Annotated in this window: 11 protein-coding genes; 1 reads left to right on the top strand and 10 read right to left on the bottom strand. The window is 31.6% G+C overall.

Translation table 11 applies throughout. The features are described from left to right. Positions 1-5: 5 nt before the first annotated feature. The 4 genes from F6464_RS12360 to F6464_RS12345 form a co-directional block, all read right to left on the bottom strand. On the bottom strand, positions 6-2330 hold the full coding sequence (locus tag F6464_RS12360) for a T9SS type B sorting domain-containing protein (RefSeq protein WP_191963384.1): 2325 nt from the start codon (positions 2328-2330) through the stop codon (positions 6-8). After that, positions 2311-3147, bottom strand: coding sequence for an ABC transporter permease (locus tag F6464_RS12355; RefSeq protein WP_151108252.1), 837 nt, complete (start codon positions 3145-3147; stop codon positions 2311-2313). Before F6464_RS12355 ends, F6464_RS12360 begins: the two co-directional genes overlap by 20 nt. Positions 3148-3222: 75 nt before the next feature. Further along, on the bottom strand, positions 3223-4116 hold the full coding sequence (locus tag F6464_RS12350) for an ABC transporter ATP-binding protein (protein ID WP_151108251.1): 894 nt from the start codon (positions 4114-4116) through the stop codon (positions 3223-3225). A gap of 69 nt (positions 4117-4185) precedes the next feature. Continuing rightward, positions 4186-4425 (bottom strand): hypothetical protein, encoded by a 240-nt coding sequence (locus F6464_RS12345; RefSeq protein ID WP_151108250.1) that lies wholly within the window; start codon positions 4423-4425, stop codon positions 4186-4188. Positions 4426-4681: 256 nt separating this feature from the next. Between F6464_RS12345 and F6464_RS12340 the strand changes: the two genes are divergently transcribed. Beyond that, positions 4682-5740, top strand: a complete 1059-nt coding sequence (locus tag F6464_RS12340) for a hypothetical protein (RefSeq protein WP_151108249.1) — start codon at positions 4682-4684, stop codon at positions 5738-5740. Between the two features lie 48 nt (positions 5741-5788). Here F6464_RS12340 and F6464_RS12335 read toward each other — a convergent pair whose 3' ends face one another. The 6 genes from F6464_RS12335 to recG form a co-directional block, all read right to left on the bottom strand. Continuing rightward, positions 5789-6847 (bottom strand): nucleoid-associated protein, encoded by a 1059-nt coding sequence (locus F6464_RS12335; protein WP_151108248.1) that lies wholly within the window; start codon positions 6845-6847, stop codon positions 5789-5791. Positions 6848-6920: 73 nt separating this feature from the next. Beyond that, complete coding sequence (locus F6464_RS12330; protein ID WP_151108247.1) at positions 6921-7316, bottom strand: four helix bundle protein; 396 nt, start codon at positions 7314-7316, stop codon at positions 6921-6923. Between the two features lie 46 nt (positions 7317-7362). Beyond that, complete coding sequence (locus tag F6464_RS12325; protein ID WP_151108246.1) at positions 7363-7902, bottom strand: IS1096 element passenger TnpR family protein; 540 nt, start codon at positions 7900-7902, stop codon at positions 7363-7365. Between the two features lie 127 nt (positions 7903-8029). Beyond that, the gene (locus F6464_RS12320; protein WP_151108245.1) at positions 8030-8422 is read right to left on the bottom strand and encodes a hypothetical protein; all 393 of its coding nucleotides are present in this window, start codon (positions 8420-8422) and stop codon (positions 8030-8032) included. Positions 8423-8564: 142 nt separating this feature from the next. Beyond that, complete coding sequence (gene pheT / locus F6464_RS12315; RefSeq protein ID WP_151108244.1) at positions 8565-10985, bottom strand: phenylalanine--tRNA ligase subunit beta; 2421 nt, start codon at positions 10983-10985, stop codon at positions 8565-8567. Positions 10986-11035: 50 nt separating this feature from the next. Further along, positions 11036-13138: an ATP-dependent DNA helicase RecG gene (gene recG / locus F6464_RS12310; protein WP_151108243.1), complete on the bottom strand. Its 2103-nt coding sequence runs from the start codon at positions 13136-13138 to the stop codon at positions 11036-11038. Between the last annotated feature and the right edge of the window lie 68 nt (positions 13139-13206).

The following is a 13206-nucleotide window of genomic DNA, read 5'->3' as shown; positions in this document are numbered from 1 at the left end:
TTATATTACCTTTTTAATGTAAAATGTCCCTTAATTATTTTAATAATACCAATATTTATAACAAACCAATAATCAGTTGATGGTAAATCTACCGAATTAAATTTGCCATCCCAACCTTTATTTGTACCAATAAATTGGTAAAGAAATTTGCCGTATCTGTCATAAATGCTAATCTCTGAATTTGGAAAAACATTTATATTTTTTATAAACCAACTGTCATTAATTCCATCTCCGTTTGGAGTGAAATATCTTGGATAATTCAGAACATAAAATTTTTTAGAAGTTATTCCACAACCATTTTTGTCTTTAACCCAAGCCGTAAATATCCCTGGCGCAAGATTTTCAAAAATAGGACTGTCTTTAAAAATTATCCCGTCTATTGAAAATTCGTAATCCCCAGAACCTAAATACTCTATTATAGCTGAATTACTTTCTTGAAAATCATTCGTATTTACATTTGTAATAGTTGCTTTTCCGGAACCTTCTACTGTAAATTTTTTAGTGGCAACACAAGTGTTTTTATCTGTAATGGTAACCATATATGTTCCAGGGATACTAACTTCTGTAAAAAAATCTTTACTACCGTTATTCCAATCAAACCAAATATATTTTCTGTCTACTTCTAATTTTTTAGAAGTTTTTTCACATAATACTATATTTTCATCGGGTAAATCTTCGAAAGAATTTACAAATAAATCCAAAGGAATAATGCCATAACAATCAGCACCATTTAGAATTCGAGCATAGATTCTCATTTGGTATCGAACTGTATTTCTAAACGTGTTTGGTAAAACATTAATTTGCAATAGCGCATCATTTAAAGTTTCATAATACTCAACAACTAGTCCTGAAGGCAACCCTGCTAAAATAATAGGAGTGGCAATGCTTAAATCAAATCCATAAAAACCATCAACTTTACCATCTAAATCGCAACTTTCTAAATCTCTAGATTTTGGAACGGTATTGTTCGAAAGTTTTAAATCGATAGTCGCTACGTTAGCACAACCGAATGTATTTTTTACACTTGCATAAATAGTTTTAGAAGTACTTTCATAAGCATTTGGATTTGAAATGGCTTTTGATACATCTTGATTTTGGGCATCAGTTATTTGTTCATAATAAACAATAGTAGAAAGACTACTGTCATTATTAGTTATGATTTTGTCCGCTTTGCTTAAGTTGAATAACCCTAATCCGTCTTTGTTATCGTCACATTGTACAATTATGGTATTTGTTAAAACAGGAAGAGGCGAATATTCTATCGTAATTTCACCAATCGATTTGCAAATGGTTGCTCCTAATGATACTTCAACTCTATAAATTCCTTCATCAGTAACTGTATAGGTTGGAGAAGTAATACCAGTATCGATATTGTTTTTAAACCATTTGTAGGAGTTAGTCCCAGATTCTGTAGCATCTAAAGGAAATGTATTGTTTTGACAAACTGGATTATTTGTAGCAATTAATTGATCTGGCCCCAAGTCCTTTTCAAATTTAAAACTACCACCACCTAAAAATATAGCCGAGTCGTACAAATTATTCCCTTGATCAGCAACTACTAATTTAATATGATACAGCTTACCAGATGTAACATTTGCTTGAGCTTGCATTATTTTAGTTTGCCCATTAAAATTTGTTGGATGTTCGGTATCATTAAATCCTCCAAAAAAAGTTTCATTGGCTTCAGGACAAATGGTGCCAGGTCCTCTTACCGTATTTACGCGAACAGGAATAGTGGTATTTGGGATTAAAGCTAAATTTTGATAGGCATTTGTGCTACCCACCTCTTTTAGTAAAAAAGCAAAACCATCTGTAAAATCGCATTGACTAGACCTGGGATTCAATAAATATTGCTCGGAAGAAAATATATAATCAAAACTAATTTTGTTAGATAACGGAACAAAATCAAATTCTAAAACTGTTGCATTAATAGAGTTGTTAACGCCTAGAGCATTTTCTAAATCGTCATCGCCAAGCCATGACGTGTCTCCATCGCTTAAAATAGAACTATTTGGTCCAGATGAAGAAACAGCTTTTCCAGTACTTAAAACTACTCCATTGTCAAATGGAAAACTACTGCCGTTAGCTGTAAAATAACCAAAACTTTGCTGACTACCAAAATTACCACCACTAACGGAAAAATTTGATACGTTTGCACAAGGACTATTAATTAACTTGTTTTCTACAAGTTCTTGTGCTATAAAGTTATCAGATACACTAATGTACTGACCAAAAGTAGTATTTGGAAGGCAACCAAAAATTAAAATAAAAAAAATAGACCTAAAAAATATCATAGCATCCGCAAAGATACTATAAATCTCTTTTTTCAAGTAATTTATAAGACATTAACATAAAAATAACGGTCCAAGTAATCACAATCAGAATACTGTACCAATGCACACCATAATCTTTTGTGTTTTCGATACCCATTTGTGTTCCTATGCTTTCTATGGCAGATAATCTAGTGATAGGTTCTACAATTAAATTAGACATCGCTTCTAAAGGAAGAAATCGTGAAATATTTGATGCTATATTGCCTTCTGGAAATAGTTTAAATGATAAAATCCCTTTTGCAATTCCTTCTAAAATATTCCAAACCATCAAAAAACCCAAAGCAAAAGCCGAACGTTTTACTAGAATTCCTAAAAATAAACAGAACGAGAAAAACCCCACTAGTTTAATAAAATAAGCCAAAATATATTCAAGTCCTGAAAAAACAATACTAATTTCATTGTACGATGAAAAACACAATCCTAAAATTAGAGACATTACAAATACAAAAACGGTTGATACTGCTGCAAACAGTACAACGGTTAAAAATTTAGAAAGTATAAATTCTTTCTTGCTCATTCCGTCAATTAAATTTTGTTTTAATGTACCATAACTGTATTCATTTGCCATCATCGAAACAATAACAATGGCTAGAAAAAGTTTTAAAATTGCCGCAACATAGGTGTTAAAATGCCAAATAAAAGGAAAGTTAAAAATTCCCATTTCGGCAAGATGAAATTTAAAAATTCCTAAATCAAATTTTATAGAGGCTATTAATGCAATAAAAGAAAGTAAAACAAAATAAGATAAAGTTAGGACTTTACTGGCTCTGTTTTTCCATATTTTTTGTAATTCTATAGCTAGTAATCGTTTCATTAGTATTAAATTAGGACTTGTTATTGACATTAAATTTTGACATTATATTTGCCTTCAGAATTGAAATTGCTATTGTCATTTCTTTGTCAGTTCTAAAAATTGTTCTTCTAAACTATTTTTACGTTTAACTAAGTGGTTTAAAACAATGTTTTTCTCAAACAAATAGCGGTTTAATTCGGAAGCTTGCAGTGGAGATTTTAGATAAACTAATACTTTACTATTTTCATCAATTACTTTATCTATTGATGGATGTTGCAACAAAACAGATTTTAGAACCCTTTTGTCATCACTTTCTAATTCAAAAAAACCTTCATTGCTTGTCATTTCGTTTACCCTGCCAGAATATAATATTTCGCCTTTGCGTAAAACCAACACATGAGTACACACTTTTTCAACTTCATCTAATAAGTGCGATGCCAATAAAATTGTTGTTCCCTGTGCAGCGATTTGTTTGATAATATCACGAATTTGATGAATTCCCTGTGGGTCTAAACCATTTGTTGGTTCGTCAAGAATTAAAATTTCTGGGTCGTTTAGTAGGGCAGAGGCTATTGCCAATCGCTGTTTCATTCCTAGTGAGAAAGTGCTGAATTTGCTATTTTCTCTTTCTAATAAACCAACTAATTCTAGTTTTTCGTGAACTTTAGCAGTATTTATGTTTTTAATTTTACAAACTAATTCTAGATTTTCTCTAGCCGTCATGTACGGATAAAAATTTGGACGTTCAATAATTGCACCTACTTTTCTTAAAGCTTCATGGGTTTGCATAGTACCTCCAAACCAACTGTAGTCACCAGAAGTTTTATTAACAACATTTAAAACAATGCCTAATGTAGTCGATTTACCACTTCCGTTTGGGCCTAATATTCCGTAAACATTGCCTTTTTGTATTTCGAGCGAAACATTTTTTACTGCATGAACCGAGCCAAATCGTTTGTTGAGATTAGTAATAGAAAGAATGGTTTCCAAGGTTTCGTCTTTTAATTTTTTATAGGACGAACAAGATAGGGATTTATTACCTTAAAAAGAAAATAAATTTCAAACCAAATGATGTCTTTTTTGATAAAAAAGTTCTAGAGTATTATTAATGTCTTTTAATTCAGGGGTTAGGAAAATTTTCCGTCCTTTTTCATCATTAGTCAATTCTAAATTGCATTTGCAACATTTATATTCTTTAAAATGATTCGTTACATTTTTAGTTGTTACAAATCGATGTCCAAAAAAGGAACACCATAATTTTCTTGCAATAAATACGTTTTTGAATTTTGAATTTATCATGCTTTAGAAAAATTTATTAGTCTGTAAATGTATTTAAAAGTATGATAAACAGCAAATTACATCGATTAAGTACTTGTTTATTATAAAAATATATTAGTAAACTTACAAATTTTGCTATTTTTAAAAACTTGATAAAGAGTAATTTAGAATTGTAGGCTTTAAATTTTAAAAATATAATTCTTATTTAAAATTATGAATAAATAGTAGTTGCAATACCATTTTAATTTTATCGTAAATTTGCTTAAAAGTTAAACCAATGAGCGAGCCTTTAATGCTTCTAAAAAAACCATCTTATTCTGTTAATAGTTCATTAATGGAATATTTGGAGCGTTTTGATCGAAAATCGAAAGTTTCGATAAGTTATGATGATTTATTGCGTTTTTCTGGTTCGGTAAATGTCTACGATGCTGAAAATCAAGATTCATTATGGATTCGGGTCTATTATACTGAATTTGAAAGAGCCGAAATTGATTTGACATTAAAGAAAATTTATTCGCTATTGCATTCTGATGGTAATTTAAGCATTATTAAGTTTTTGAATGTAGATTGTATTGATTACTGTACATTCGGAAATTCTAAACCTTTTCGAGTTAAAGTTAGAAACATTCTCAATGATAATTATACTCATTTTTATATTAAGAAAGCTGATGCTTCACGAATTTATGGTTTAGAATTAGAAGACATTCTTTCGCCTGATAAAATCAATTTTTTAGTGTTTAACGATACGTTAATCGAAGAACATATTATTGGAATTCCCGGTGATGTTTTCATAAAAAAACATTTAAAGAAATGTACCGAAACCGAGAAAGCTCAAATTGCCAAAGAGTTTGTCAAGTTTAACGAGCGTTGCATGATTCGGTTGTTGGGTGATATGCGTGCCTATAATTACGTTATTGTTCCTATTCATGATTTTGATCAAATTGTTTTTAAAATACGACCAATAGATTTTGATCAGCAATGTTACGAAGGAAATTTTAAAGTTTATAGACCGCAGTTTTTTAAAGAAAATTATCCAATGGTACAATTGGTAAAAGGAAAATTGGAAGAAAGTTCAATTGAGCAATATAAAAATGAAGAACGAGCCGCATTAGCAAAAAGAATTCACTCTGCCGAAAATCGTATTGAATTATTAATTGAAATCATGGGTAATGATTCGATTTCCCCAGAAGCCAATTTGAAACAATTAAAACTTGAATTGTACGGCTATACTAATGATTTGAATTTTAAAAGAGCCAAATCTATGGGAAATGTTATGAAAGCTGCTTTTGGGTTTGTTACCCGAAATTATAAAAACACGAATGCTTTTGATAGGTAAAGTATGAGAAAAAAGGCGTTTAAGTTTATTTAAACGCCTTTTTTCTCTCTAACTCTTCTGCTCCTTATTAAAGTAAACCAAATAATAATACATTTGTTTTTCTTCGTCCCAGCCTTTTTCTACATATTTTTCGGCACTTTCGGGATTAATAAAATCCATTTTTATTTGAATATGAGTATCCAAATTAATCACGTTTTTAATCGATTTTCTAGCATCAGAAACCGCTGCATTGGCTATTGGGAAAGTAGTAATATCTTCGATAGAATATTTTTCGCCTTTGTCTACTTTGTAGTTTTTAAACTCCGGAATCAAATCAGGATTGTCTAATACTTCGTTTAAGAAATTGGTTTCTTCAAACTGATCGTTTTTAGCAAAATAGTTCACCGATCGGTTCATGAACATTACTTCTTCTTTCTTGTCTTCGGCAGGAAAAACAACATCTTTGGCAAAGCCTTGACAGAATTTCAAGTATTTCTTAGTGATGAAATTTTCGTCTTCAAAAGCATCAACTGAAAGGAAATGTTCTAACCAATATCTGGCATCATAACGGTTGCTATCAACAGTAAGAATCTTGTAGCCTTCTTCTTTTTTATGGTTAAATATAATACAGCCTTTATCTAATTTATTCAGGTTGATTCCGTGTTGTAAAATCATTTCTAACGACGTCTCTTTTTCTTCAAACTGTAAAAAATCAGATTGTATTTCGCTTTTAAAAATTCCTATCGCATCTACAACATTATTATCAATATTTAAATTGGTCAAATAGGTTACATACACTTCGCCATTTTTAATATGAGGATGATTCGATTGCTCGAATAAATGCGTTGTTATATTTTTAGAAACCGCATGGAAATTACTTGGGTTTGTAAAAATTTCTGAAGCATATTTATACATGTCATTGTAATCTAAATCGACTTCATGGGCAAACTGATAATAATTTTCCTCTTTTTCCCGAAAAGGTTTAAAGAAATATTCTTTAATTAAGGGAACAATCTCGTCATTTAGTGAGTACGGTTGTTCAGACAAGAAAATAGCTTCATTGCGGCTTTTATTTCCAACGCGATGTATGGAAAGTGTTTCGATGTGGGTATTGTATAAGTTTATCATTAGATATTTTAATAATGTATATTTTGTTTAAAATTGTTTAAGATTTTAAGGTTGTTTAAAAGGTTAAAACTGTTTAAGAAGAAATAAACTTGGTTCCTTTAAAATCTTTTTTATTTAAATAGACGATGAAATTGTGGATTTTAACACTTAATTTTTCGTATTCAGCAATCAAGATATTGAATTGCATTTCATTTATGTATTCATTATCGAAAACTCTGTATAATTGCGAACGAGTTTCTCCTGCAGAACCCTTTTCTATAGCTAAAAATTGTTTGAATTCACCATTACCGTTTCGCTCAAATCCTTCGGCAATATTGTCCATAACTGAACCTGAAGAACCCTTAATTTGGTCTTTAAGTTTAAAATCTCTATTTAATTCAGTGGTTTTGGATATTGAAATAACTTCTTTAGATAGTCTTCTTGCCTCTTGCCAAATTTCTAAATCCTCAAATCTTTTTATTGTAGCCATCAAGCAACTATCTTAAACAATTTTAAACTTTTAAACAATTTTAAATTTAATTCCAATTTTCTTCAAAGCCATAATCTTCAAAGTTTTCTCCGCCATCAAGCATGTCTAAATCTTCTTCATCAAAATCATCTTCAAATTCGCCATAAATATCATCGTTCATATCAGCTTCAAAATCTTTTTCGGGAGCATCTAGTGGCATAATTCCATGCGAAAATAGGGTTTCAGGATACACATTTCCAAGTGTTTGTTCTTCTATTGCAGCTAATTCAACAAGGAAAGTCCACATGTTTAGAAAATCATAAACATAAATGATTTTGGTGTTTTCTTTATTTAGTATTTCTGACAAAATATAATCACTCATTATTTTTTGTTCGCCAGGAACATCTCCAGTATCAAAAAGTGAAATCTCCTCGTCCTGATTCCATTTATCATCACATGTATAAAAAGATGCAATTTCTAAGCCATCAAAGCCAAAAGCATTTACTATAGCATTGTGTAAATCTTCTAAAGTATCATCTTCAAGTATCGCAATATCTCTGAAAACATCGTCTTCGGTATCGAGAATTACTCTAAATTTATAAACCATAATCGTTTTGTTTGTTGAAAAAGCAAATGTAAAATATAAATTCTGAATTTTAGTTTTTTAGACTGTTGGATTTTTGAAATAAAAATTTATAAAGCATTAATAAATTTGAGCAGTTTTGTTTCTAAATTCACTTTTTTTCTTCTGTACAAAGTCCAATTATTTGATGAAAAATAGTGTGGATTTCTGTAATTGATTTTGTTATTTCTTCATCTGGAGCAATAGAAAGTACTAATGCATGCAAAGTTTTGCTTTTAATTTGCAAATTTTCTGATAAAATTAAAATTTCTTTTGTTCTAAATTCTTCTGGAATATCTAATTGAAGTAAATCGTTAGCCTTGTTCATGAATTCTTCGGAACGCGATTTTATGGGTTCCAAATTTCCTTCTTCGGCTGGATGAAACGTTTGTGATAAAATAACATGAAAATCTTTCATAGCAACCCATTTATCAATAGTAGATTGAGCTGATATTGAAGTAGCTATAAAGAGGAATGTAATTATTGATACAATCTTTACTTTCATTAGTTCTAAATTCTAATCATTAAATAAAGGTAATGATTTTTTAAATAGATATAAAAAGGATTGTAATATCTTTAAAAGAAATGGCCAAAAAAAATCCCTAAACTTAAAATTCAGGGATATATGATTTGATTTTAAATAGATTCTATCGTAAACTTGCTCCAAGTTCAGCAATAAAATTCTTTTGTAATTTAGTCATCACTTTATCAATTTGCTCGTCTGTAAGTGTTTTTGTGCTGTCTTGAATGGTAAAACTTACGGCATAGGATTTTTTTCCTTCAGGTAAATTTTTACCCTGATATACATCAAAAAGATTGATGTTTTTTAATAATGACTTTTCAGATTGTCTCGCAATTTTATATATTGAATCAAATGCGATGTTTTCATCTAGCAATAAAGCTAAATCCCTTCTTACTTCAGGATATTTAGGAATATCTGTAAATTTAATTTTGTTGGAAAGTAGTTTTAAAACCAACGACCAATTAAAATCGGCAAAAAACACTTCTTGCTTTACATCAAAATGTTTTAAAATTGTTTTTTTAATAGTTCCAAATTCTACTACTATTTCATCACCTACAGCAATAGCAATTCCTTCGGCAAAGACATCAGATTTAACAGGTTCATTTTTGGTTTTACAAATCCCTAATCTAGAAAGTGTTGCTTCAATATAGCCTTTGAATAAAAAGAAATCAGTAGCTTTTTCTGGACTTGTCCAACTTTCTGACGTTCGATTTCCGGTAACAAAAAGCGTTAGATGTTTTTGTTCTTCATATCCTGTAGAGAAATTATGATACGATTTTCCGAATTCGAATAATTTTAAATCGGAATTTTTGCGATTTATATTATAGGAAACGGCTTCTAATCCTGAAAACAATAATGATTGCCTCATAGCAGATAAATCGCTACTTAAAGGATTTAACATCATTACATTATGCTCTTTTTGCAATAGCTCAGATAGTTCAACATACTCAGGAGAAGTCAATGAATTGGCCATCATTTCATGAAATCCCAAAGAATTCAGTTGTGTTCCAATAATATTTTGAACTTTATAATCTTCGGTTCTGGCAGAGTTGGAAACAGTAGCATTTAGTTTTTTGGTAAAATTGATGTTGTTGTATCCGTACACTCGAAGGATTTCTTCAATAACATCAACCTCTCTTTGTACATCAACTCTATAGGCAGGAACTGTAAGTCCTAAGCCAGCATCGGTAACACTATTTACTTTAATGTCGAGCGATGCCAAAATCTTTTTGATGATTTCTTTAGGCAATTCTTGACCTATTAATTTAGATGTTTTAGCAAAATTTAAAAACACAGGAAAATCAGCTATCTTTTTGGGATAAATATCAATAATATCCGATGTAATTTCGCCTCCAGCTACTTCTTGTATTAATAAAGCGGCACGTTTTAAAGCATATTCGGTAATTGTAGGATCAACACCTCTTTCAAATCGAAACGAAGCATCGGTACTTAAAGTATGCCTTTTGGCCGTTTTTCTAATACTTACAGGATTAAAATAAGCGCTTTCTAAAAAGATATTAGTAGTGTTTTCAGTAACTCCCGAATTTTTTCCGCCAAAAACGCCAGCAATGCAAAGCGGACCTTTATCATCACAAATCATTAAGTCTTCTTCGTGTAAGGTTCTTTCTATATCGTCAAGAGTAGTAAATTTGGTTCCTGTTGGTAGCGTTTTTACAACAATTTTGCCATTAATTTTTGAAGCATCAAATGCATGCAATGGCTGCCCTAATTCATGTAATACATAATTTGTAACATCTATAATATTATTTTTCGGATTTAATCCTATTGATTTTAAACGATTTTGCAACCATTCAGGAGAAGCTTTTATGGTAATTCCCGAAATGGTTACTCCGCAATATCTTGGAGAAAGTTTAGCATCTTTAATACTAACATCAATTTTTAAAGTACGTTTATCTACTCTAAAATTACTGACAGATGGCGTAATCAATTCCAGATTCATACCACTCTGAATTAAACCTGCTCTTAAATCTCTAGCCGTTCCTAAATGGCTCATTGCATCAGCTCGGTTTGGTGTTAAGCCAATTTCGAATATTTCATCATTTTCAATTTTGAATACTTTAGCAACCGATGTTCCAGGTTTTAATGCAGCATCTAAAATCATAATACCTTCATGACTCGTTCCCAGACCCAATTCATCTTCGGCACAAATCATTCCGTGACTTTCTTGATCCCGAATTTTCCCTTTTTTTATAACAAAAGGATCTCCGTTTTTGTCGTATAAAGTAGTTCCTATGGTAGCAACTGGTACTTTTTGTCCTGCAGCAACATTACTGGCACCACATACTATTTGTACTGGAATTCCATCGCCTAAATCCACTGTGGTAACTTTTAATCGGTCGGCGTTAGGGTGTTGTTCACAAGTCAAAACATGGCCTACAACAATTCCTTCTAAACCTCCTTTTACCGATTGGTATTTTTCAACAATCTCTACTTCAAGACCTAAGTCAGTTAGTAAAGCTGCAGTTTCGTCAGATTTCCAATCAATTTTAATGAATTGTTTTAACCAGTTGTACGATATTTTCATGATATTGTTACTCTATTTTCAAGTTGTCAAAGATAATTATCAATTATCATTTAGCTAATATAATTCCAAATATTTTTCTTTTTTGTCAATTCTATAAATGCCAATCTCAAAGCAGCATGTTCGGGTTTTTGCATAGGCGCATCTTCTTTTAAAAGTTTGACCGCATGATGTCTTGCAAGTAGTAAAATATCTTTATCGCGAACAATATCAGCAATTCGCAAATTGAGTACTCCACTTTGTTGGGTTCCCATTAAATCTCCGGGACCTCTTAACTTCAAATCTACCTCCGCAATTTCAAATCCATCATTGGTTCTACACATCGTTTCCATTCGGGTTTTGCTGTCGCTTGATAATTTGTGAGAAGTCATTAATATACAATAACTTTGTTCGGCTCCACGACCCACACGACCTCGCAATTGATGCAGTTGCGAAAGTCCAAAACGCTCCGCACTTTCTATAATCATAACACTTGCATTTGGGATATTTACACCAACTTCAATAACTGTTGTAGCAACCATTATATTCGTTTTTCCCTCTGCAAAACGTTTCATTTCGGCATCTTTATCGGCAGGTTTCATTTTGCCATGCAGTATAGAAATGGCATATTGAGGTAAAGGAAAATCGCGAGAAATACTTTCATAACCGTCCATCAAATCTTTAAAATCCATTTTTTCTGATTCCTGAATCAATGGATAAACAATATAAATTTGTCTGCCCTTGGCAATTTCATCCCGAATGAATTTCCAAACCTTTAATCTGTCTGAATCAAAACGATGCACCGTTTGTATGGGTTTTCGTCCAGGAGGCAATTCATCAATGACTGAAATATCTAAATCGCCATACAAACTCATTGCCAAAGTTCGCGGAATAGGTGTGGCGGTCATGACTAAAACGTGTGGCGGAATCTCATTTTTTTTCCACAATTTAGAACGTTGCTCTACACCAAAACGATGCTGCTCATCGATAATAGCCAATCCTAAATTTTTAAATTTTACTTTGTCTTCTAGCAAGGCATGAGTTCCAATGATAATGTGTAAGCTGCCGTTTTCTAATCCCTCATGAATGATTTTTCTTTCCGAAGTTTTGGTTGAACCGGTTAGGATTTTAATATTGATATCTAATGATTTAGCTAACTCGCTTAATCCTAAAAAATGCTGATTGGCTAGAATTTCTGTTGGAGCCATCAAGCAGGATTGAAAGCCATTGTCTAATGCTAATAACATACTCATAAATGCCACTATGGTTTTTCCTGATCCCACATCACCTTGTAACAATCGATTCATTTGCGCGGGATTGCCCATGTCATTCCTGATTTCTTTCAGCACTCTTTTCTGTGCATTTGTTAATTTGAAAGGCAAATGATTTTGGAAAAAAGTATTGAAATAATCACCCACAATTGTAAAAGGATGTCCTTTTATTTTTTGCTTTCTGATGAGGTTTTTTGTAATGAGTTGAAGTTGTATAAAAAATAGCTCTTCAAATTTTAATCTGAATTGTGCTTTAGCCAAAGCATCAGGACTTTTAGGAAAATGAATGTTAAAAAGGGCTGCCTTTTTTGAAATTAACTTCAGTTCGTCAATTAAATAGTGTGGTAAAGTTTCAGAAAATAAATCTTGGGTTTCCTGAAACAATTGTTGCATAAGCTTATTAACCACTCGATTAGAAATGCCTCTATTGGTTAAGGTTTCTGTAGATGGATAAACAGGTTGCATGGCAGAGCGCAAGCTTTGTTCGTGTTCATTTAAGAGTTCAATTTCAGGATGTGCCATGTTAAAGAAACCATTAAACGAAGTGCATCTCCCAAAAATCACAATAGGAACATTCAATTTTAAACTTTCACGTATCCATTTATGACCTTGAAACCAAACCAATTCCATTTGCCCTGTTTCGTCAGTAAATGTAGCTACTAATCGTTTGCCTCTTTTTTGCTCTACCGTTTTAATGTTTATGATTTTACCAATGAGTTGCACTTCGGCGGGATTGTTTTGCAATTCATTAATTTTGTAATAGCGTGTCCTGTCGATATATCGATTAGGGTATAACTGTATCAAATCTTCATACTTGTGAATCCCTAATTCTTTTCGGAGCAGCTCACCACGATTGGGGCCAACGCCTTTAAGGTATTCGATAGGAGTTTGAAGAAGGTTTGACATTTTATATTTTGGAACTACTTAGAAAGTATATTATTATCTAGCGAAGATAGTTTTTTGTTTGGAAATTC

The sequence above is a fragment of the Flavobacterium luteum genome (assembly GCF_008806775.1).
Classification (GTDB): Bacteria; Bacteroidota; Bacteroidia; order Flavobacteriales; family Flavobacteriaceae; genus Flavobacterium; species Flavobacterium luteum.
The sequence above is the reverse complement of the archived record's forward strand: the minus strand, read 5'-3'. Positions and strand labels throughout refer to the sequence as shown.